At 68.9% G+C, this 21,137-nt stretch carries 22 protein-coding genes; 10 read left to right on the forward strand and 12 right to left on the reverse strand.

The genetic code is table 11. From position 1 onward, the window contains the following. Positions 1–96 precede the first annotated feature (96 nt). The gene (locus tag K2W61_RS18490; RefSeq protein WP_175140593.1) at positions 97–651 is read left to right on the forward strand and encodes an HdeD family acid-resistance protein; all 555 of its coding nucleotides are present in this window, start codon (positions 97–99) and stop codon (positions 649–651) included. Positions 652–655: 4 nt separating this feature from the next. Continuing rightward, positions 656–1,048, forward strand: a complete 393-nt coding sequence (crcB, locus tag K2W61_RS18495) for a fluoride efflux transporter CrcB (protein WP_175133943.1) — start codon at positions 656–658, stop codon at positions 1,046–1,048. 45 nt (positions 1,049–1,093) lie between these two features. On the opposite strand, the gene hpnE is transcribed toward crcB, so the two are convergent. From hpnE to hpnC, 3 genes are read right to left on the reverse strand one after another with little or no spacing between them, the layout of a single operon-like run. Further along, positions 1,094–2,419: a hydroxysqualene dehydroxylase HpnE gene (gene hpnE, locus K2W61_RS18500; RefSeq protein ID WP_236757027.1), complete on the reverse strand. Its 1,326-nt coding sequence runs from the start codon at positions 2,417–2,419 to the stop codon at positions 1,094–1,096. Further along, entirely contained in the window at positions 2,416–3,279 is an 864-nt protein-coding gene (gene hpnD / locus K2W61_RS18505) for a presqualene diphosphate synthase HpnD (RefSeq protein WP_175133944.1), read from the reverse strand. Before hpnD ends, hpnE begins: the two co-directional genes overlap by 4 nt. 19 nt (positions 3,280–3,298) lie before the next feature. Then, on the reverse strand, positions 3,299–4,129 hold the full coding sequence (gene hpnC, locus K2W61_RS18510; protein ID WP_236756286.1) for a squalene synthase HpnC: 831 nt from the start codon (positions 4,127–4,129) through the stop codon (positions 3,299–3,301). A 133-nt stretch (positions 4,130–4,262) separates the two neighbouring features. On the opposite strand from hpnC, the gene alr reads away from it, so the two are divergent. Together alr and K2W61_RS18520 are read left to right on the forward strand one after the other, a co-directional pair. Continuing rightward, positions 4,263–5,393 (forward strand): alanine racemase, encoded by a 1,131-nt coding sequence (gene alr, locus K2W61_RS18515; RefSeq protein ID WP_175133946.1) that lies wholly within the window; start codon positions 4,263–4,265, stop codon positions 5,391–5,393. Positions 5,394–5,620: 227 nt separating this feature from the next. Beyond that, complete coding sequence (locus K2W61_RS18520; protein ID WP_175133947.1) at positions 5,621–6,340, forward strand: SDR family oxidoreductase; 720 nt, start codon at positions 5,621–5,623, stop codon at positions 6,338–6,340. A gap of 99 nt (positions 6,341–6,439) precedes the next feature. On the opposite strand, the gene hpaI is transcribed toward K2W61_RS18520, so the two are convergent. Genes hpaI through K2W61_RS18540 form a run of 4 tightly spaced genes read right to left on the reverse strand, consistent with a single transcriptional unit; the run spans position 6,440 to position 9,882 of the window. Continuing rightward, the gene (gene hpaI / locus K2W61_RS18525; RefSeq protein WP_175133948.1) at positions 6,440–7,240 is read right to left on the reverse strand and encodes a 4-hydroxy-2-oxoheptanedioate aldolase; all 801 of its coding nucleotides are present in this window, start codon (positions 7,238–7,240) and stop codon (positions 6,440–6,442) included. Positions 7,241–7,254: 14 nt separating this feature from the next. Then, positions 7,255–8,058 (reverse strand): 2-oxo-hept-4-ene-1,7-dioate hydratase, encoded by an 804-nt coding sequence (gene hpaH, locus K2W61_RS18530; RefSeq protein WP_236756288.1) that lies wholly within the window; start codon positions 8,056–8,058, stop codon positions 7,255–7,257. Between the two features lie 25 nt (positions 8,059–8,083). Continuing rightward, the gene (locus tag K2W61_RS18535) at positions 8,084–8,833 is read right to left on the reverse strand and encodes a fumarylacetoacetate hydrolase family protein (protein ID WP_175133950.1); all 750 of its coding nucleotides are present in this window, start codon (positions 8,831–8,833) and stop codon (positions 8,084–8,086) included. 20 nt (positions 8,834–8,853) lie between these two features. Further along, entirely contained in the window at positions 8,854–9,882 is a 1,029-nt protein-coding gene (locus tag K2W61_RS18540) for a fumarylacetoacetate hydrolase family protein (RefSeq protein ID WP_175133951.1), read from the reverse strand. 216 nt (positions 9,883–10,098) lie between these two features. On the opposite strand from K2W61_RS18540, the gene hpaE reads away from it, so the two are divergent. Then, positions 10,099–11,565 (forward strand): 5-carboxymethyl-2-hydroxymuconate semialdehyde dehydrogenase, encoded by a 1,467-nt coding sequence (gene hpaE / locus K2W61_RS18545; RefSeq protein ID WP_236756289.1) that lies wholly within the window; start codon positions 10,099–10,101, stop codon positions 11,563–11,565. 35 nt (positions 11,566–11,600) lie between these two features. Then, on the forward strand, positions 11,601–12,452 hold the full coding sequence (hpaD, locus tag K2W61_RS18550) for a 3,4-dihydroxyphenylacetate 2,3-dioxygenase (protein ID WP_175133953.1): 852 nt from the start codon (positions 11,601–11,603) through the stop codon (positions 12,450–12,452). A gap of 1 nt (position 12,453) precedes the next feature. On the opposite strand, the gene hpaR is transcribed toward hpaD, so the two are convergent. After that, positions 12,454–12,900: a homoprotocatechuate degradation operon regulator HpaR gene (gene hpaR, locus K2W61_RS18555; protein ID WP_236756291.1), complete on the reverse strand. Its 447-nt coding sequence runs from the start codon at positions 12,898–12,900 to the stop codon at positions 12,454–12,456. A 115-nt stretch (positions 12,901–13,015) separates the two neighbouring features. Next, positions 13,016–13,645 carry a hypothetical protein gene (locus K2W61_RS18560; protein ID WP_236756293.1) on the reverse strand — a complete coding sequence of 210 codons (630 nt, stop codon included), beginning with the start codon at positions 13,643–13,645 and terminating at the stop codon, positions 13,016–13,018. A 425-nt stretch (positions 13,646–14,070) separates the two neighbouring features. On the opposite strand from K2W61_RS18560, the gene radA reads away from it, so the two are divergent. The 3 genes from radA to K2W61_RS18575 all read left to right on the forward strand — a co-directional run bounded on the left by radA (position 14,071) and on the right by K2W61_RS18575 (position 16,664). Continuing rightward, positions 14,071–15,435 (forward strand): DNA repair protein RadA, encoded by a 1,365-nt coding sequence (radA, locus tag K2W61_RS18565; RefSeq protein WP_175133956.1) that lies wholly within the window; start codon positions 14,071–14,073, stop codon positions 15,433–15,435. A gap of 12 nt (positions 15,436–15,447) precedes the next feature. Continuing rightward, positions 15,448–16,224: a sulfite exporter TauE/SafE family protein gene (locus K2W61_RS18570; protein ID WP_175140599.1), complete on the forward strand. Its 777-nt coding sequence runs from the start codon at positions 15,448–15,450 to the stop codon at positions 16,222–16,224. A gap of 200 nt (positions 16,225–16,424) precedes the next feature. Beyond that, positions 16,425–16,664: a hypothetical protein gene (locus K2W61_RS18575; RefSeq protein WP_236756295.1), complete on the forward strand. Its 240-nt coding sequence runs from the start codon at positions 16,425–16,427 to the stop codon at positions 16,662–16,664. Positions 16,665–16,792: 128 nt separating this feature from the next. Here K2W61_RS18575 and K2W61_RS18580 read toward each other — a convergent pair whose 3' ends face one another. The 3 genes from K2W61_RS18580 to K2W61_RS18590 all read right to left on the reverse strand — a co-directional run bounded on the left by K2W61_RS18580 (position 16,793) and on the right by K2W61_RS18590 (position 19,898). Then, complete coding sequence (locus K2W61_RS18580) at positions 16,793–17,749, reverse strand: 2-hydroxyacid dehydrogenase (protein ID WP_175133959.1); 957 nt, start codon at positions 17,747–17,749, stop codon at positions 16,793–16,795. A gap of 102 nt (positions 17,750–17,851) precedes the next feature. Continuing rightward, complete coding sequence (locus tag K2W61_RS18585) at positions 17,852–18,823, reverse strand: Bug family tripartite tricarboxylate transporter substrate binding protein (protein WP_236756297.1); 972 nt, start codon at positions 18,821–18,823, stop codon at positions 17,852–17,854. A 73-nt stretch (positions 18,824–18,896) separates the two neighbouring features. Continuing rightward, on the reverse strand, positions 18,897–19,898 hold the full coding sequence (locus K2W61_RS18590) for a tripartite tricarboxylate transporter substrate binding protein (RefSeq protein WP_175133961.1): 1,002 nt from the start codon (positions 19,896–19,898) through the stop codon (positions 18,897–18,899). 233 nt (positions 19,899–20,131) lie between these two features. Between K2W61_RS18590 and K2W61_RS18595 the strand changes: the two genes are divergently transcribed. Next, positions 20,132–21,061 (forward strand): dihydrodipicolinate synthase family protein, encoded by a 930-nt coding sequence (locus K2W61_RS18595; RefSeq protein WP_236756298.1) that lies wholly within the window; start codon positions 20,132–20,134, stop codon positions 21,059–21,061. Positions 21,062–21,137: the final 76 nt, after the last annotated feature.

Here is a 21,137-nt window from a genome sequence, read left to right on the forward strand (position 1 = left end):
GCGCCGCCGCTGTCTGACGAGACCTCGCGGCGGTGGCCCGCGAACGGGAAATATCAAATAAGATAGGCCACCCGTTACGTGTTACCGGAGGTCGTCATGCTTGACTCGCAAGTTGTGGATCAGATCGGTCGTCACTGGGGTTGGGTGGCGTTGCGCGGCGTCGTCGCCATCCTGTTCGGCCTGATGGCCATGTTCATGCCGGCCATCACCCTGTCGGCGCTGGTGCTGGTGTGGGGCGCGTTCGCGCTGGCCGACGGCGTGCTGGCGCTGATCGCCGGCATTCGCATCCGCGACCAGGGCAAGCCCTTGTGGGCCCTGATCATCGTCGGGCTGCTGGGCGTGGCGGCCGGGATCGTCACCTTCCTGTGGCCGGGCCTGACGGCGCTGATCCTGCTCTACATCATCGCCATCTGGGCGCTGGTGGCCGGCGTGTTCCAGATCGTCGCCGCGATCCGCTTCCGCAAGGAAATCCGCAACGAATGGTTCCTGGGGCTGTCGGGGCTGGTGTCGGTGCTGTTCGGCGCCATGCTGGTCATGCAGCCGGGCGCGGGCGCGCTGGCGCTGGTCTGGGTGATCGGCATCTACGCCGTGTTCTTTGGCATACTGCTGCTGGTTTTTTCCTTCCGCCTCAAGCAGCACCGCGCGCCCTGAACCCATGTCCGTCTACCAGACCCTGATTCCCCTGCATTTCCTGGCCGTGGGCCTGGGCGCCATGGTTGGCGCGTGGGCCCGCTGGCTCGTCAGCCTCTGGTTCAATACCGAGTCGTGGCCCTGGGGCACGCTGACGGTCAATCTGGCGGGCGGGTATTTGGTGGGGCTGGCGCTGGCGCTGGTGGCAGGCCATCCGGAATGGCCGGCCTGGGTGCGGCTCGGGGTCATCACCGGCTTCATGGGCGGCTTGACCACGTTTTCGACCTTCTCGGCCGAAACCGTTGCCATGCTCGAACGTGGCGCCTACGCCGGCGCGCTGGGCTACGCCGGCTTGAGCCTGACCGGTTCGCTGCTGCTGACCGGTCTGGGCCTGGCCACCGCCAACCTGCTGCGCTGAATCGCGGCGGCGATCGCGGCCGGCGGGAACGCCGCGCGCGGGCTGTCAGTCGCCGGCGCGCGGGTTCAGCACCCGCGCCGCCTCCAGGCCGCTGCGCACGGCGCCTTCCAGCACCCCGGGATAACCGGTGTCGGTCCAGTCGCCGGCCAACGCCAGCGTCGGCCAGGGCGTGGTGTTGAGCGGCCGCGTCAGGCCTGGCACCGCCGCGAAGGTGGCGCGTTTCTCGATGAACAACTCCGCCGCGACGACGTCCGGCATCGGCGGCAGCCGCTGCGGGTGGCTGGCGGCCTGCTCGACCACCTGGTCGATCAGTGCCTCGATGGCCTGCCGCCGGTTGCGCTCGGCCAGCGTGGTGGCCGCGCTGGCCACGACGGCCAGTTCGCCGGCCAGGGCGTCGCCGGCCAGTTGCGCGCGGTCGAACAGCCATTGGCCGACGTGGCCACGGGCGGGTTCCTCGCGCAGCATCATCATCGGTTCGGGCAGGCGCCAGGGGCCTGCCAGCCGCAGATTGAGCGTGGCGATCGGCAGGTAATCGAAGGCGCGCAGCGCGTCCAGCAGGCCGGTGGCGCCGGCGGCCCGCAGCGGCGCTTCCAGCAGCCGCGCGGCGAAGGTCGGCGGCACGGCCAGCACGGCGGCGTCGAAGCGTTCCTGGTTGATGTCGATGCCGTCCGCTGCCGGCTGCAACTGGCGCACCGTGCTGCCATAGCGCATGGTGACCTGGCGCGCGGCGGCATCGGGCCATAGCGCCGACAGGTCGGTGCAGGGCAGCAGCAGGTCGCTGTCTTCGCGGCGGCCGGCCAGGCTGTCGCGCAACACACGGGCAAACAGCCCCGCGCTGGCGCGCGCCACGGGCGTGTTCAGGGCGGCCAGGCACAGCGGTTCCCAGAGCTGGCGGATCAGGGCGTCGGATTGCGCGTGATAGTGCAGCAGCTGCTGCACGGTCCAGTCGCGCGGCGGCGTCCAGGACATGGCGCGCAGGCCGCGCATCAGGCGCAGCGTAGCGAAGCGGTCGGCCCATGACAAGCCGCGCGCGCCCAGGATCGCCACCGCCATGTGCAGGGGCGCGGGCAGGCGCGGCGCCGCCAGCCGGAAGCGGCCGTCCAGGCTGGCCAGCCGCAGCGGGCGGCGCATCAGCAGCGCATCAGGATTGCGGCCGACCCGGCGCATCAGCGCCAGCGTGTGCCTGTAGGCGCCGCTCAGCAGGTGCTGGCCGTTATCCAGCGGCGACTCGAAGCCGTCGTGGAACACCCGGCGGGCGCGGCCGCCGGGTGTGTGGCCGGCTTCGAACACGGTGACCTTGGCGCCGGCTTCGCGCAGGGCCACGCTGGCCGCCAGACCCGCCCAGCCAGCGCCGATGACCGCCGCCTTCACCGTGCCAACCGGCGGACCAGCCCGCGCCCGCCGCCCACCCAGGTCTTCCATGCCAGCCACAGTTTGCGCAGCGGCGTCAGCGAGATGCGCTGGTGCAGCACCTGCCAGTTGTCGCGCTCGATCTCGTCGAGCAGCGCGTGATAGATCGCCGCCATCATCAGGCCGGGACGCTGCGCGCGCCGGTCGGCCTCGGGCAGGCTGCGCATCGCCTCGCGGTACAGCTCGCGGGCGCGGTCGGCCTGGAACTTCATCAGGGCCGAGAAGCGCTCGGAATACTCGCCATTCAGGATGTCCGAGGCCTTGACCTCGAACTGCTGCATGTCGTTGACCGGAATGTAGATGCGGCCGCGGCGGGCGTCGTCGCCCACGTCGCGGATGATGTTGGTCATCTGGAACGCCAGGCCGAGCTTCTCGGCGTACACCAGGGTGGCCGGATCGTTGTAGCCGAAGATGCCGGCCGAGAGTTCGCCGACCACGCCGGCGGCGTGCCAGCAGTACTTGCGCAGGCCGGGCCAGTCCAGGTAGCGGGTCTGGTCCAAGTCCATTTCCATGCCGTCGACCACCGCCAGCAGGCGCTCGCGGGTGATCGCACAGCTCTGCAGGTGCGGCTGCAGCGCGCGCGTCACGGGATGGTCGGGCTTGCCGTCGAACATCTGGTCGACCTGGGTGCGCCACCAGGCCAGCTTGATGCGCGCCAGCGACGGGTCGGAGCATTCGTCGACCACGTCGTCGACCTCGCGGCAATAGGCGTACAGCGCCGTGATGGCGCGGCGCCGCTCGGGCGGCAGGAACAGGAAGGAATAGTAGAAGCTGGAACCGCTTTTGGCGGCTTTCTCCTGGCAGTACTCGTCAGGCGTCATAGTTGGCAGGGCCGTTTGCTTACTTGATGGAGCGCCAGAGCATGATGGCCCAGTCCTTGGCGCCCAATTCGGGTCGGTTCATGAATACATCGTAGCCGCTCGCCTCGATCCGCTCCAGCACGCGCAGCCCGCCTTGCACCACCAGGCGCAGCTCCAGGCCGATGCGGCCCGGCAGGCGGCGCGCCAGTGGAGCGCCGAAGTGTAGCAGCGCGCGGGTGCGTTCCACCTGGAACGCCATCAGGGCGCGCCAGCCCGGGGTCAGGCGCGCGGCCGCCAGGTCTTCTTCCGAGACGCCGAAGCGGCGCAGGTCCTCCTGCGGCAGGTAGACGCGGTGCTTGTGCCAGTCTACCCGCACATCCTGCCAGAAATTCACCAATTGCAGCCCGGTGCAGATGGTATCCGACTGTTCCATGTTGCGCGGATCGGCCGCCTGGAACAGGCACAGCATCAGCCGCCCGACCGGGTTGGCCGAGCGGGCGCAGTAATCGGCCAGCGTGGCGTAGTCGTCGTAGCGCTTGACGCTGATGTCCTGTTCGAAGGCCGACAGCAGGTCGTAGAAAGGTGTGATCGGCAGCTGATGGCGGGCGATGGTGGCCGCCAGCGGCACGAAAATGCCGGCCAGTTCGGGCGCGCCGGGCGCGGGCACGGCGCCCGGTTCGGCGCCGATGCGGTGCAGTTCGGCGCGAAACGCCGCCAACTGGGCCAGCCGCTCCGGGTCGCTGGCGGCGCCTTCGTCGGCGATGTCGTCCGCGGCGCGGGCGAACCGGTAGAGATCGGTCACCGCGCCACGCAGCCGGCGCGGCAGCAGCAGCGAGGCGACAGGAAAATTCTCGTAGTGATCGATGGGCATGGTCGGGTCCTGCGTTCTGCCTGCGGTCGGGCCGCAGGGGGGAGCCGGCCCATTTTAGAGTACACGCGTATCCCCGGCCGCGCGCCGCAGGCACGCCGATCAGTTAGACTTGAGCGCCACAGGATCCCATATCATGCCCCGCCCGATTTCAGCCACTGTTTCCGTTTCCGCCCTGGCCCACAACCTGGCCGCCGTGCGCCGCCATCTCGACCAGACCGCCGCCGCCGCGTCCGGCGTGGCGCCGTCGATCTGGGCAGTGATCAAGGCCAACGCCTATGGCCACGGCATCGAACAGGCCGTGGCCGGCTTTTCCAAGGCCCAGGGCCTGGCCATGCTCGACCTGGACGAGGCCGTGCGTTGCCGCGAGGCCGGTTGGGGCGGGCCGATCCTGTTGCTCGAAGGTTTCTTCAATCCGTCCGATCTGGAAATCGTCGACCGCTACCACCTGAGCGTCACGGTGCACCAGCGCGAACAGCTCGACATGCTGGCCCGGGCCCGCCTGTCGCGCCGGGTCGACATCATGCTCAAGCTCAATAGCGGCATGAACCGGCTCGGTTTTTCACCGGCCGCCTATCCCGCCGCCTACGAGCGCGCGCTGTTGCTGCAACAGCAGGGCGTGGTCGGCTCGGTCGGCAGGATGACCCATTTCGCCTGCGCCGATGGCCCCCAGGGCATCACCGAGCAGATGGCCGTGTTCAATTCGGTGACGCATCGGCTCGGCAGTGGCCCCATCAGCGTTTGCAACTCGGCGGCGACCCTGCGTTTTGCCGGCGTGGCGGTCGGCTCCGAGACCCAGGCTCACTGGGTGCGTCCGGGCATCTGCCTGTACGGCGCCTCGCCTTTCGCTGACGCCGAGGCCAGCACGTTCGGCCTCAAACCGGCCATGTCGCTGCGTTCCGAGATCATCGCGGTGCAGGAACTCAAGGCGGGCGACTCGGTCGGCTACGGCGCCTTGTTCCGGGCCGACCGCGCCATGCGCGTGGGCATCGTCGCCTGCGGCTATGCCGACGGCTATCCGCGCCATGCCGCCACCGGCACGCCCGCGGTGGTGGCCGGCATCCGTACCCGGTTGGTGGGACGCGTCTCCATGGACATGCTGATCGTCGACCTGGACCCGGTTCCCGCGGCCGGCGTCGGCGCACCGGTTTCGCTGTGGGGCGAAGAGGGGCCTTCCGTGGACGAGGTGGCGCTGGCGGCGGGCACCATCGGCTACGAGCTGCTCTGCGCCCTGGCGCCGCGCGTGCCCGTCACGCGGGACGCCTGATCCCGCCGGGCCTGGCCGGGCACGTTCCCGGCCGCGGCAGGCCGTGGGCCTGGCGGCGTCCGATTTTCTGCCGGGACGTGCCGCGGTCTCCCCGGGGCGGCGGGTGTCCGGCATGCAAGAATTGCTACGCAATTTACAAGACAGGTGGCGCCGGATGGTGTCTACTTGAACGAGCGGGCGCGCAGGCGCCCGCTTTTGCCCAGTAACGAACGACGAGGTCTCGATCCATGAAGGACAAATGCGTGCTCATCACGGGTGCCACCAAAGGCATCGGCTGGGCCCTGACTCAGCGGCTGTCCGACATGGGATGTCATGTGGTCGGTATCGCGCGCAATACCAGCGATGTCGATTTCCCCGGCTACCTGTACGCCTGTGACCTGGCCGACGCCGGCCGCACCGAGGAAGTGCTGCGCGAGATCCGCGAGAAATTCCCGGTCGATGCGGTCGTCAACAACGTCGGCATCGCCTCGCCGCAACCGCTGGGCGAGATCGACCTGGCCACCCTGTACAACGTGCTGGACCTGAACGTGCGCGTCGCCGTGCAGGTGACGCAGGCCTTCATCGAATCGATGAAGGTGCGCCGCGCCGGCCGCATCGTCAACGTCTGCAGCCGCGCCATCCACGGCGGGCTGGAACGCACCGCCTATTCGGCCGCCAAGAGCGCGCTGGTGGGCTGCACCCGCACCTGGGCGCTGGAACTGGCCGAATATGGCGTGACCGCCAACGCGGTGGCGCCCGGACCCATCGAAACCGAATTGTTCCGCGCCACCCGCCCGGCAGGCAGCGAGGGCGAAAAGCGCGCCCTGGCCTCGGTGCCCATGAAGCGCCTGGGCACGCCGGCCGAAGTGGCGGCGGCCATTGCCTTCCTGCTGTCCGATGACGCCGGCTTCATCACCGGCCAGGTGCTGGGCGTGGATGGCGGCGGCAGCCTGGGCGGGCGTTCCTGATCTTGCCCCGTGGGCTGGCCCCGGCTGACGCGGCCGTCGGCTGCCCGGATGAAGCCGAACGGCGCCCGCGGGCGCCGTTGTCGTTTCCGCCGGCCGGTTTCAGTACGGTCCGCCGGTCTGGCCAGCCGGCTTGATGTCCTTGAATTCGCCCGCCAGCTTTTCGGCCGCGCGCGCCAGCAGCACCGCGTCCACCCCCACCGCCACGAACGTCGCGCCCAGCGACAGGTAATGCCGGGCCTGGGCCACGCCGCCATGCAGGATGCCGGCGGCCTTGCCCGACTTGACGATGCGGCCGATGGCCGCGTCGATCGTGCGGGCGACCTCGGGGTGCTCGGGCTGGCCCAGGTAGCCCATGCTGGCCGACAGGTCGGCCGGGCCGATGAAGGCGCCGTCGACGCCCTCCACGGCCAGGATTTCTTCCAGCGCATCCACGCCGCGCGGGGTTTCGATCTGCACCAGCACGCACATCTCGTCGTTGGCGCGCTCCAGGTAGTTGGGGATGCGGTTCCAGCGCGATGAGCGCGCCAGCGCGCTGCCCACGCCACGGATGCCGGCGGGCGGATAACGCACCGCGGCCACCGCCGCCGCGGCCTCTTCGGCCGACTGCACCATCGGCACCAGCAGCGTCTGCGCGCCGGTGTCGAGGATCTGCTTGATCTGTACCGGATCGTTCCAGGCCGGGCGCACTACCGGCGCCACCGGATAGGCGGCCACCGATTGCAGCTGCGCCAGCGTGGTTTGCAGCGTGTTGGGGGCGTGCTCGCCGTCGATCAGCAGCCAGTCGAAGCCGGCGCCGGCGATGATCTCGGAGGTATAGGCGCTGGCCAGGCCGGCCCACAGGCCGATCTGGGGCGTGCCGGCGCGCAGCGCGCGTTTGAACTGATTGGTCAGGATATCCATGGGCCGCGTTGAGGTCAGATGAAGTGGCAGTTGACGGAGCCGAGCACGCCGTAGTCGACGTTGAAGGTGTCGCCGGGGCGCGCGGCCACCGGACGGGTGAAGGAGCCCGACAGGATGATCTCGCCCGCCTCCAGCGCCACCTCATGCGCGGCCAGCTTGTTCGCCAGCCATACTACGCCATTGGCGGGATGGTTCAAGACGCCGGCGGCCACGCCGGTCTCCTCGACCACCGCATTGCGCGACAGGATCGCGCCGATCCAGCGCAGGTCCAGCTCGCCGATCTTCACCGGCCGCCCGCCCATCACCACGCCGGCATTGGCGGCGTTGTCGGCGATGGTGTCGAACACCTTGCGCGGGCGCTTGCTGTCGGGGTCGATGCCGTGCGAGCGGGCGTCGATGATCTCCAGCGCCGGGATCACGTAGTCGACCGCGTCGTACACCTGGAACAGGGTCACGTCCGGGCCTTGCAGGCGCTTGCCCAGCACGAAGGCCAGTTCCACTTCCAGCCGCGGCAGGATGAAGCGGCCGGCGGGAATGTCGCCGCCGTCCTCGAAGAACATGTCGTCCAGCAGCATGCCGAAATCGGGTTCGTCGATCTGCGACGACAACTGCATGGCGCGCGAAGTCAGGCCGATCTTGTGGCCGCGCTTGACGCGGCCCTCGCCCAGCTTGATGTCCATCCAGGCGCGCTGGATGGCGTAGGCATCGGCGAAGGTGATGTCGGGATGCTCCAGCGATATCTGGCGGATCTGCCGGCGGCTGCGTTCAGCGTCGTGCAGGCGCGCGGCCAGCGCGCGCACGGTGGTGGTGTCAAGCATGCGAAGGGTATCCAGGCAAGGGAAATCAGGTGGGGCAGGGCGCCAGCGTGTTGACCAGCCGGCCGATGCCGTCGATCTCGGTCACGACTTCGTCGCCCGGCTGCACGTTGACGATGCCGTCGGGGGTGCCGGTCAGGATCAGGTCGCCGGGCGACAGCGTCATGAAGCCGCTGAAGTACGCGATCAGGGCGGGGATGTCGAACACCATGTCGCGGGTGTTGCCGCGCTGGGTCTGGACGCCGTTGACGGTGGTGCGCAGGTCCAGGTTCATCGGATCGGGCACGTCGTCGCGGTCCACCAGCCACGGCCCCAGCGGGGTGCAGGTGTCGCGGCTCTTGACGCGCAGGTTGGGGCGATACCAGTTCTCCAGATAGTCGCGCAGCGCGTAGTCGTTGGCCACGGTATAGCCGGCCACGTAGTCGTAGGCCTGCTCGCGCGCGATGTTGCGGGCGGTCTTGCCGATCACCACTGCCAGCTCGCATTCATAGTGCATGAAGCCCACGTCCGCCGGCCGCAGCGTCTGCGCGCGATGGCCGACGAAGGTGTTGGCCGCCTTCAGGAAGCCCAGCGGTTCGGCCGGCGCCTTGAACGCCAGTTCCCTGGCGTGGTCGGCGTAGTTGATGGCCAGGGTGAAGGTGGTGCGCGGTTCGATCGGCGGCAGCCAGGTCACCGCGTCTTCGGCCAGCAGGCGGCCGTCGGCCAGGCGGATCATGCCATTGCCGGCATCGGTGGCGGCGTGGAGGGCGCCTTGGTAGGCGATGCGTGCGTGTCTCATGGCGGGTTCCGTGGGGCGCTTCAGGCGCTGGCGATAAGCATGTTGCCGAGCGTGCCGACCCCGGCGATGCGGATCTCGTAGCGTTGGCCGGCGCGTGCCAGCGGCGCGTCGGCGCGCGCCCCGGCCAGCAGGATGTCGCCCGGCTCGAAGCGCATGAACGCGGTGACGTCGGCGATCAGCCGGGCCACCGGCCGTACCAGGTCGGCGGTGCTGGCGCGCTGCGCCAGTGCGCCGTCGATCCAGGTCTCGATGGCGAGCGCGTCCGGCTCGGGCACCGCCGCGACGGGCGCCAGTTCGCGGCCGATCGGGCAGAAGCCGTCGCGGCACTGCTGCTTGAGCGCGGGGCGGAAATAGCTGTCGTGCGGCGCCGACAGGTCGGCCACCACGCGATAGCCGGCCACATGGCTCAGCGCCTCGGCTTCGCTGACGCGGCTGGCGCGCCGGCCGAACACGATGCCCAGGGTGGCGCCGATGCGCACCTCGGGCACGTCGGCCGGTAGCGTGATGGCATCGCCGTCGGCGGCATAGGTATTGGCCGGCTTGATGTAGAGCACGGGCGCGCGCGGCGCGGCCTGGTAGGGCGGTGCGTTGACGGCTTCGCCCAGCGCGGCCAGCGCCTGGCGTGTATTGAGCGCGGCGCCCGCCACCGTGCGCGGCAACGCGGCGGCGCGCGCCGCCAGGTAGTCGCGGTAGTTGCTGTGCTTGTAGTTGAGCACCGGGTCGGCTTGCTCGACCTGCAGCGACAGGCCCAGCGGCCGGCGCGCCATTTCCTGCGCCAGCGCGTCGCGCAGGGCCTGGAAGGTGCGCTCTCCCAATGCCGCCTGCTGCGCGGCGCTGCGGCCGTGGCCGATGCGCAGCAGCACGTGCACGAAGGCGTTGTCGGGATGGCCGTCGGCGATCAGGTAGTCGTCCACCCGCACGGCGCGGGTGCGCGCGCCGGCCAGCGGATACAGGCTGCCATCGCCGACAGCGGCGTCCTGCACCGCGCGCATCAGGGCGCGGGTGTCCAGGTCCAGGTTGGCGGAGTACTCAATCCAGATATGTGGCATGACAGACGCGCGACCCGCGCTTCTCCGCATATTGTTAGCATGTTAATTATCATAGTGAAAAAGCCAGCCCGCGGCAATCGCTGGCGTGTCCCGCGTGACAGGGGTTGTCCGCCGTTGACAGCGTTGCCGTCGACGCATAAAGTTAACAGGTTAACTAAATTGTCAGGCCGCCCGCCGCATCGGCGTCGGCCGTCCGCCAACGGCGAGGAGACGCACGTGAGCATCAAGCACTGGATCAACGGCAAACAGGTCGACAGCGCCGACCGCTTCACCACCTTCAACCCGGCCACCGGCGAGGCCATCGACGAAGTGGCCGCCGGCGGCCAGGCCGAGATCGACGCCGCCGTGGCCGCCGCGGCCGCGGCCTTCCCCGGCTGGGCCGGCACGCCCGCCAAGGAACGCGCGCGGCTGATGCGCCGCCTGGGCGAACTGATCGACCGCAACGTGCCGCAGCTGGCCGAACTGGAAACCCGCGACACCGGCCTGCCGATCTCGCAGACGCGCAAGCAGCTGATCCCGCGCGCCGCCGAGAACTTCACCTTCTTCGCCGAAGTCTGCACCCACATGAATGGCCACACCTACCCGGTGGACGACCAGATGCTGAACTACACGCTGTACCAGCCGGTCGGCGTGTGCGCCCTGGTGTCGCCGTGGAACGTGCCCTTCATGACCGCGACCTGGAAGACCGCGCCCTGCCTGGCGCTGGGCAACACCGCCGTGCTGAAGATGTCGGAACTGTCGCCGCTGACGGCCGACCAGCTCGGCCTGCTGGCGCTGGAGGCGGGTATTCCGCCCGGCGTGCTCAACGTGGTGCAAGGCTACGGCGGCACCGCCGGCGACGCGCTGGTGCGCCATCCCGGCGTGCGCGCGATCTCGTTCACGGGCGGCACCGTCACCGGCAAGAAGATCATGGCGAACGCGGGTGGCATCAAGAAGTTCTCGATGGAACTGGGCGGCAAGTCGCCGGTGCTGGTGTTCGACGACGCCGACGTCGAGCGTGCGCTGGACGCGGCGTTGTTCACCATCTTCTCGCTCAACGGCGAGCGCTGCACCGCGGGTTCGCGCATCTTCGTGCAGGAATCGATCTACGATGATTTCGTGCGCCGCTTCGCCGAGCGCGCCAATCGCCTGGCGGTGGGCGACCCGGCCGACGCGGCGACCCATGTGGGCGCGATGATCACGCGCCAGCACTGGGAGAAGGTCACCGGCTACATCCGCCTGGCCGGGGAAGAGGGCGCGCGCATCCTGGCGGGCGGCGCCGACGCGCCGCAAGGCCTGCCGGCGCACCTGGCCGGCGGCAACTTCGTGCGGCCCACGGTGCTGGCCGACGTCGATAACCGCATGCGCTGCGCCCAGGAAGAGATCTTCGGCCCGGTCGCCTGCCTGATTCCGTTCAAGGACGAGGCCCACGGGCTGGCGCTGGCCAACGACGTCAAGTACGGCCTGGCTTCCTACATTTGGACCCGCGATATCGGCCGCGCCCACCGGCTGGCGCGCGGCATCGAGGCCGGTATGGTATTCATCAATAGCCAGAACGTGCGCGACCTGCGCCAGCCGTTCGGCGGCACCAAGGAATCCGGTACCGGCCGCGAGGGCGGCGAGTACAGCTACGAGGTGTTCGCCGAGATCAAGAACGTCTGCGTCTCGATGGGCAGCCACCCCATTCCGAAGTGGGGCGCCTGAACGCGGTCCGGCACGACAACAAGGAGATACGCATCATGGGCAAGCTCGCGCTGGCGGCCAAGGTAACGCATGTGCCGTCCATGTACCTATCCGAAATGCCGGGCCGCCATCATGGCTGCCGCGAGGCCGCGATCCAGGGCCATCGCGTCATCGGCCAGCGCTGCCGCGACCTGGACGTGGACACGCTGGTGGTGCTGGACGTGCACTGGCTGGTGAACGCCGGCTATCACGTCAACTGCCATGAACGCTTCGCCGGCCGCTACACCAGCAACGAGCTGCCGCACTTCATCAAGGATATGGACTATGCCTATCGCGGCGATCCGGCGCTGGGCCGGCGGATCGCCGAATGCGCCAGCGCCGCTGGCGTGGCCACGCGCGCGCACGAAATTGCCAGCCTGGAACTGGAGTACGGCACCCTGGTGCCGATGCGCTACATGAATGGCGACGACCGCTTCAAGGTGGTGTCGGTGGCGGCCTGGTGCGCCTGGCACGCGCTGGATGACAGCCGCCGCTTTGGCGCGGCGCTGCGCCAGGCCATTGAGCAGAGCGACCGCCGCGTCGCGGTGCTGGCCAGTGGTTCGCTGTCGCACCGCTTCAACGACAACGGCAGTCCGGAGGCTGCCATGCACCGGATCAGCCGCGAGTTCTACCGCCAGGTCGACCTGCGGGTGGTGGACCTGTGGCGCCAGGGTGACTGGAAGACCTTCTGCGCCATGCTGCCGGAATACGCCGACCTGTGCGTGGGCGAGGGCGGCATGCACGACACCGCGATGCTGTTGGGGCTGCTGGGTTGGGACGCCTACGACCGGCCGGCCGAGATCGTCACGGACTACTTCACCAGTTCGGGCACGGGGCAGATCAACGCGATCCTGCCCGTGCCGGACTGATTCATTCGGTCGCGGCTTCGCGCTTGATCAGGTCGACCATGGTGTCGACATCGGTGTACAGGCGATCGAGCAATTCCTTGCCGATGCGGTCTTGGATTTCCTGGTACTTGGCGTCCACCTGGGGGCGCATGCGGTCGATCAGCCTATTGCTCTTGGGCGTCAGGGAAATCTCCTGGCGGCGCTGGTCGGCGTTCGACCGCGCCCGCTTGATCAGGCCCTGTTCTTCCATGCCGGCCAGCATGCGCGTCAGGCTGGGGCTGAGGATCTGGCAGCTGCGGGCGATCTGGTTGGGCTCCATGGCGCCCACTTCGCTCAATGTGCGCAATACGCGCCATTGCTGCTCGGTGACGCCGGCGGCGTGCAGGATCGGCCGGAAATGCGCCATCAGGGTTTCGCGCGCGTAAAGCAGCAGATGGGGAAGATTGCGGTGGTGGAAGCTCGGACTCATGGCGGCTATGTTAGCAAGAAGCCGTTCTATTTCTGTTGAATGCCCAGGGATACGAAGGTCCAGGCCCGCGACGGGCGCGGGCCTGGCGGCGAACGGAACGGAAGAGAAAAAGGGGTCAGGAAGCCGGGTTCTGCTGCGCCAGTTCCTGCAGGTCGTCGGGCAGCGCCAGGTCGGGCGCGCCCTGCTGCAGTTCGCGCAGCGCGGCCACGGCGTCTTCCTGCTGGTCGTCCTGCATCAAGGCGCGGATGTGCGCGATGCGGGCCTCGATGTCCTGCTCGCTGAAGGCGACGGGTTCGGTGCTGGCTTGTTCGGCCGGGGCGCCTTGCGCCGCCGCGTCGGAGGCCTGCTGCGCGGCGGGAAGGCCGGCCGGAATGGCGCCGGTGACGTCGGCGGCCCTTTGCACTGTCGCCGGCGTCGACCGCGGCGCGGGCGCTTCGGTCGGCGCGGGGCGCGGCGCCGGGCCGCGTTCGATGTGGATGACGGGCGCTTCCTGGGACACCGTCAGTTGCGGCGTGATGTCGGCCATCTCGGCGTTTTCGCGCATGTTGGTCCAGGCGAACAGCCCGGCCACCAACGCCGCGCAGGCGGCGGCGGCCCAGCCCGGGTGCCAACTGTGGCCGGGGTGCCAGGTGCGGCGCACGGCCGCGTCCAGTTCGGGGCTGCCGCCGGCCCTGGGCTTGCGATACAAGGCGCGCAAATCCAGTTCGTCGTCTTCGTCGAAGGGGGGGCGATAGGCAATGCTCATGCGCGTACTCCTCACGCATACGCCTGGTGGCAAGGCGTATCCGCGTTTGACCCGGGCCTGTGCCGCGCCGGTGGTCCGGCGGTCTCGTGCAGGATCGGATCGTGTTCCGGTTCAGGTGGCCACAGGTGGCCCAAGCGTCTTGCAATGTGCCGCTATTCCCGGCCGCCCGCCCTGGCGCGCCGCGCCAGACAGGACACCCGGGACCGTCGGCCCGGCATGACGCATCACGCGATGATTATGCGCGTATTGCAGAAATCCGCCAGCGAATTTCTTATGTCTGCAGGGGGGGATTGCGAGACGTCCCTGTTTACGCAAGGGGATTGAAAGCAAAGCGCACCAGGACGGGGCAACGTGTGTCCGCGCCGACGCGCCGTGCAGACGTCCGGCGGCCCCGCGGCCTGGCTTGTGCCGGTAAACTTGCGCCCATGGCCAAGACCCGAACCGTATACGTGTGCGCTGACTGCGGCGGCACCACCCCGAAGTGGCAAGGCAAGTGTCCGCACTGCAATGCCTGGAACACCCTCGAAGAAACCATTGAATCGGCCACGCCGGCCGCGGCGGCCTCGCACCGCTACGCGCCGCTGGCCTCCAGCAGCCCGGTGCGCAGCCTGTCGGAGATCGAGGCGCGCGAAACCCCTCGCACGCCCACCGGACTGGATGAATTCGATCGCGTGCTGGGCGGTGGCCTGGTGGCCGGCGCCGTGGTGCTGATCGGCGGCGATCCGGGAATCGGCAAGTCGACCCTGCTGTTGCAGGCGCTGGCGTCCTTGTCGGAAAGCACCAACGTCCTGTATGTCACCGGCGAAGAGTCGGCCGAGCAGGTCGCGCTGCGCGCGCGCCGGCTGGGCCTGCAGACCGGCAACGTCAACCTGCTGGCGGAAATCCGCCTGGAGGCGATCCAGGCGGCGGTGTCCGAGCAGAAGCCCAGCGTGGCCGTGATCGACTCGATCCAGACCCTCTATAGCGGCGAGCTGACCGCCGCGCCCGGCTCGGTGTCGCAGGTGCGCGAATGCGCCGCGCAGCTGACGCGGCTGGCCAAGCAGACCGGCATCGCCATCGTCATGATCGGCCACGTCACCAAGGACGGCGCGCTGGCCGGCCCGCGCGTGCTCGAACACATCGTCGACACGGTGCTGTATTTCGAAGGTGACACGCACTCGTCGTTCCGCCTGGTGCGCGCGTTCAAGAACCGTTTTGGCGCGGTCAACGAGCTGGGCGTGTTCGCCATGACCGACCGCGGCCTGCGCGGCGTGGCCAACCCCTCGGCGCTGTTCCTGTCGCAGCATGAGCAGCAGGTGGCCGGCTCCTGCGTGATGGCCACCCAGGAGGGCACGCGCCCGCTGCTGGTCGAGATCCAGGCGCTGGTGGACAGCTCGCACGCGCCCAACCCGCGCCGCCTGACGGTCGGCCTGGAGGGCAACCGCCTGGCGATGCTGCTGGCGGTGCTGCACCGCCACGCCGGTGTCTCGACCTTCGACCAGGACGTATTCGTCAACGCCGTGGGCGGGGTGCGCATCACCGAACCGGCGGCCGACCTGCCGGTGCTGCTGGCCATCATGTCCTCGTTGCGCGACCGGCCCCTGCCGCGCGGCCTGATCGCCTTCGGCGAAGTCGGCCTGGCGGGCGAGATCCGGCCCGCGCCGCGCGGCCAGGAGCGCCTGCGCGAAGCCGCCAAGCTGGGGTTCTCGATCGCGCTGATTCCCAAGGCCAACGCGCCGCGCCAGCCCATCGAAGGGCTGGAGATCTGGGCGGTGGACCGGCTCGATGCCGCCCTCGACAAGCTGCGCTGAAGGACGCGCCACATGAGTCTGTTGCTGATTGCCCTGTGCCTGGGCGCGGGGTGCCTCATTGGCTTCATGGGGGGCGTGCTGGGCATCGGTGGCGGCCTGATCGCGATTCCGGCGCTGGTGCTGTTGATGGGCATGTCGCAGCAGCTGGCGCAGGGGACCGCCCTGATCATGGTGCTGCCCACCATCATGATGGCGGTGCGCAAGTACAACCAGCAGACCCGTATCGACCGCCGTGTCGCGCTGGCCGGGGCGGCCGGCGCCGTGGTGTTCACCTGGGTCGGCGCGCGCCTGGCGCTGGGCATCGATTCCGGCGTGCTGCGCCTGAGCTTCGCCGTCTTCCTGTTTTTCATCGCGCTGTTCTATGCCTGGCAGACCTGGCGTGCCGGGCGGGCGCGGCATGCGGCCAGGCCGGCAGACCGCGCCGCGCCGGTGTTCACGCCGCGTCGCGCGACCCTGCTCGGGGTGCTGTGCGGCACGCTGGGCGGCTTTTTCGGCGTGGGCGGCGCGGTGCTGGCGGTGCCCATCATCACCTCGGTATTCAGGCTGCCGCAGACCAGCGCGCAGGCGCTGGCGCTGTGCATGGTGATTCCGGGCTCGGCGGTGGCGCTGGTGACGTACAGCTGGGCCGGGCAGGCCGCCTGGTTGGTGGGGCTGCCGCTGGCCGCGGGCAGCCTGCTGTTCGTGCCGGTGGGGGTGCGCCTGGCCTACCGCCTGCCTGAACGCAAGCTGAGAGCGTGCTTCGCGGCGATGCTGTTCGCCACCGTGGCGCTGCTGATATTCGAAAGCTGAACGTTGCCGCCCGCGCGGCGATTGTCACGATTTCATGACGAAGCGTTAACGCTGGAAAGGGCGCGAAAATTCCGCGTCCGGCGCTGAACCTTCAGCGGTCACGGGGTTCCAACGGAGTACGGGTTTTGCGGCGATGTTGCCGCCCCGTGTCGGCAAGGCCAGGGGGCGACCCCCGGTCTTCACCATTAGGAGTACATGCAATGACGACTCACTCCCGTATCGCTGCGTTCCTGTCCACTTCGGCCTTGTGCCTCGGTCTGGCTGCCGCGCCGTCGGCGTTCGCGGCGGGCGCCGATGCCACGACCAAGTCGGGCGAGAGCAAGGCCCAGGCCCAGCACAAGCATCACAAGTCCGACAAGATGTCCGCCAAGCACGGCACCGAGAAATCGGGCACCGCCAAGATGGGCAAATCGGGTACCGCCACGGCGCCCGCGAAGTAAGGCAGTTCACGCGGTACCGGATCGCAAGATCCCGCAGTTCCTTTGCACGGCGGACGGGTCTTCGGGCCTGGAAGTCGAAAGCCTCTCGGTATGGGCGCCGAGAGGCTTTTTCGTTGGTGCCGTCCGTGTCACGCCACCGGCGTGATCACGCGGCCGGTGTCGAAATACGCCGCCAGGTTCTCCAGCATCAGGTCTTCCATGGCCTGGCGTGTTTCCAGCGTGGCGCTGCCGATGTGCGGCAGCAGCACCGCCTGGTCGCTCTTGATCAGGGCCTCGGGCACCTTGGGTTCGTGTTCGAACACGTCGAGCGCGGCGCAGCCGAGCTTGCCGGCCTCGAGCGCGGCCACCAGCGCGGCCTCGTCGATGACCGGGCCGCGCGCGATGTTGACGATGATGCCGCGCGGACCGAGCGCTTCCAGCACCTCGCGGTTGACCAGGTGGCGCGTGGCCGGCCCGCCCACGGTGGCCACGACCAGGAAATCGGCCCAGGCCGCCAGGTCGGTCAGCGCGGCCTCGTAGCCGTAGTCGACATCGTCGCGCCGGCGGCGGTTGTGATAGCGCACCTGCATGTCGAAGCCGATGCCGCGGCGGGCGATGGCTTCGCCGATACGGCCCAGGCCGACGATGCCGAGCTTCTTGCCGCTGACGCGCTGGCCCAGCGGAATGCTGCCATGCACCTGGCCCCACTGGCCGGCGCGCACGAAGCGTTCGCCCTGGCCCATGCGGCGGGCGCCGGCGATCATCAGGCCCCAGGCCAGGTCCGCCACGCAATCGGTCAGTACATCCGGCGTGTTGCTGACCTGCACGCCGCGCGCCTGCGCCGCCTGCACGTCGATGGTCTCGTAGCCCACGCCCCAGCTGCAGATGGCCTTCAGGTCGGGCAGGGCGTTGATCAGTTCGGCGTTGGCGCCGAAGTTGGCCGAGGTGACGATGGCGGTGACGCCCTTGCCGAGTTCGGCCAGGGCGGCCTTGCGGTCCGGCTGCTTCCACAGCTCGATGACGTCGTAGCGCTCCGCGAGGCGCTGGTTGGCGGAGGGCGAGCCGGCCAGCGAGCCGACCTGGATGATGCGATGCTTGGTGGTCATGTTGTCGTACAGGTGGGTGGCGAAACCTTCATGCTACTTGATCCGGCCTTGAATCCGGCTGAGCGGGGCGCGGCCAACCGCGGGCCGCGCCGCCGCGTGGGCTCATTCCAGCTGGATGTTGGCTTTCTGGATCACATCCTTCCAGCGTTTGACCTCGGCCTGCTGGAACGCGGTGAATTGCTGCGGCGTATTGGCCACCACCTCGAAGCCCAGCCCCTGCAGCGTCTTCTCGGTGCGCGGCTCGCGCAAGGCGGCCTGCAATGCCTTGGCCAGCTTCTGCGCCACCTCCGGCGGCGTGCCCTTGGGCACCGCGAAGCCCTGCCATGAATACACCACCATGTCCTTGATGCCAGCCTCGGCCAGCGTGGGCACGTCCGGCAGGTCCGGCGCGCGCTTGTCGCCGGTGATGGCCAGGGCCTTGAGCTTGCCGGCCTTGATGTGGGTCTGCACCGCGCCCAGGTTCTGGAACGACACATTGACCTGGCCGCCGATCAGATCGGCGATGGCGGCGCCGCCACCCCGATAGGGCACGTCCACGCCCGTGGTCTGGGTGCGCTGGCGGAACAGCACGGCCGACAGGTGGTCGGACGAGCCCGTGCCGGATGAGGCGTACGACACCTTGCCGGGGTTCTTCCTGGCATACTCGACCAGTTCGGCCACGGTGGTGGCAGGGAACCCAGGCGAGGCCACCAGCACGTTGGGGTTGCGCACCGCCTGGGTCAGGTATTCGAAGTCCTTGCTGGGGTTGTACGAAAGGTTCTTGTACAGCGCTTCGTTGATGGCGAAGGTGCCGATCGAGCCGACCATCATGGTGTAGCCGTCGGCGGTGGCGCGGGCCAGTGCCTGCGCGCCGATGGCGCTGTTGGCGCCCGGTTTGTTCTCGACCACGAAGGTCTGGCCCAGGGCCGCGGTCAGCCCGGGCGTGACGCTGCGCGCGGTGATGTCGGACGAGCCACCCGGCACGAACGGCACGATCAGGGTAACGGGTTTGGCGGGATAGCCGGCGGCGTGTGCCGCCGGTCCGGCAAGCAGCGCGACGGCGGCCAGCGCGAGCGCGCGTAGCGATGGGTTCATGGTGTCTCCTGGTTCGCGTGATGATGAAGAACCCGGTGTCCACGCGTGACGGCCGGGTCCTGGCCGGCGCCGGTCAGTCGACCTTGGCGCCCGATTGCTTCACGACCGCGGCCCATTTGACGGTTTCCCGCGCCATGAACTGGGTGAACTGTGCCGGCGTATTGCCTGACGGCGTCGCGCCCTGGGCCTGCAATTGCGCGCGCACGGGCGCCTGCCGCAGCGCCGCGGCGACATCACGCTGGATCTTGTCGACGATCTCCTGCGACGTGCCGGCAGGCGCCAGCAGGCCGAACCAGCTGGAAGCCTCGTAGCCTTGCACGCCGGCCTCGGCCATCGTCGGCACGTCCGGCAGCGCCGGCGAGCGCGCGGTGGTGGTGACCGCCAGCGGCCGCAGCTTGCCGCCCTTGATGAAGCCCATCGACGACGGCAGGTTGTCGAAGATCAGGTCGGCCGAGCCCGCCATCACGTCGGTCAGCGCCGGGCTGCTGCCCTTGTAGGGCACGTGCGTCATGCGGGTGCCGGTCATGGTCTGGAACAGCTCGCCCGACAGATGCGTCGAAGTGCCGTTGCCGGTCGAGGCCATATTGACGCTGCCGGGGTTGGCCTTCAGGTACTTGATCAGGTCCGCCACGTTGCGGATGCCGTGTTTGTCGGCGAAGGCGGGATTCAGTTCCAGCACGTTCGGCACCGGGATCACCAGCGTCACCGGCGTGAAGTCCTTGACCGGATCGTAGGGCAGCTTGGCGTAGACGGATGGGTTGATGGCGTGGGTGCTGACGGTGCCCATGAGCAGGGTGTAGCCGTCGGGCTTGGCGCGCGCCGCTTCGGCGGTGCCGACGTTGCCGCCTGCGCCCGCCTTGTTGTCCACCACGACCGCCTTGCCCCAGGCCTTGCCCAGCTCGGCCGCCACCACGCGCGCGGCGATATCGGCGGTGCCGCCGGCGGGGAACGGCACGATGATCTTGACGTCGCGCGCCGGGTAGCCGGCGCCGGCCTGGGCCGCGGCCGGCAGCAGGGCCGCGGCGGCCAGACAGGCGGCAAGGGCCAGACGGCCGCGAAAAGGGGCTGCAAGCATGGAAGTCGTCTCCTCGTGTGCGCGTGGCCGCGCATCGTTTGTGGGGTGTTCCCGCCGGGCCCGAGGCCCGGGACTGAATGCTGCCGGCGTCTGTCGCGCCTTGCCGTCGTGATGCCGATGACTTGTGAAACGAATATAGGTATTGAGGGACTACTTGTCAACCAAGTATACTTTTTACAAGCTACTCATCTAACAACTGGATTTCCGCCCGGGAATCCGCCAGGAGCCCCGCCATGAAAACCTCCCCGGTCACCGTCCAGGACCTGCAGCGTTCCGTCATCGCGGTGCCCCCGCTGGCGCGCCATGCCGACCTGTCGCTGAACGAAGCCGCCAACCAGGCCCTGCTGCGGCACCTGGAAGCGGGCGGGGTGCGCAACGTGATGTACGGCGGCAATGCCAACTTCTACAACGTCGGCGTGGGCGAGTACGCGCGCATCGTCGACTTGCTGGCATCGCTGGCCGGGCCGGACACCTGGGTCCTGCCTTCGGTCGGCCCGGATTTCGGCAAGATGATGGACCAGGCAGCGCTGCTGTGCAGCCGCGCGTTTCCGACGGCCATGCTGTTGCCGATGTCGTTTCCCTGCACCGACGCCGGCCTGGCCGAGGGCGTGCGCCGCTTTACCGACGCGCTGGGCAAGCCCGCGGTGGTCTACATCAAGTCGGCCGATTACCTGGCGCCGGCCACCGCGGCGCGGCTGGTCGAGGAAGGCCGCATCGTCGCGTTCAAGTATGCCGTGGTGCGCGAGGACCCGGCGCGCGATGCCTACCTGGCGGCGTTGCTGCAAAGCGTGGATGCCAATCGCGTGGTCAGCGGCATCGGCGAACGCCCGGCCATCGTCCACTACCGCGATTTCGGCCTGAAGAGCTTCACCTCCGGCTCGGTCTGCGTGGCCCCGCGCGGCTCGATGCAACTGCTGCAATGGCTCAAGGAAGGCCGCTACGACGAGGCCGAGGCGGTGCGCGTGCATTACCTGGGCCTGGAGGATTGCCGTGACGCGATCAGCCCGATTCGCGTGCTGCACGACGCCGTCACCCTGTCCGGCGTGGCCGACATGGGACCGATGCTGCCGCTGTTGACAGGCCTCTCCAGCGCCGAGCGCGAGCGCGTGGCGCCGGTCGCGCGCGCCCTGGCGGCCTGGGATCGCGAAGCCGTCGCGGCCTGATGGCCGCGCGCGCGGCATTGACGGTACGATGAGCGCTGCCGATACGTCCCAGGAGAATTCGTGGTCCGACCCAAAG

It is taken from the genome of Achromobacter pulmonis (genome assembly GCF_021733725.1).
GTDB classification, from domain to species: domain Bacteria; phylum Pseudomonadota; class Gammaproteobacteria; order Burkholderiales; family Burkholderiaceae_B; genus Achromobacter; species Achromobacter pulmonis.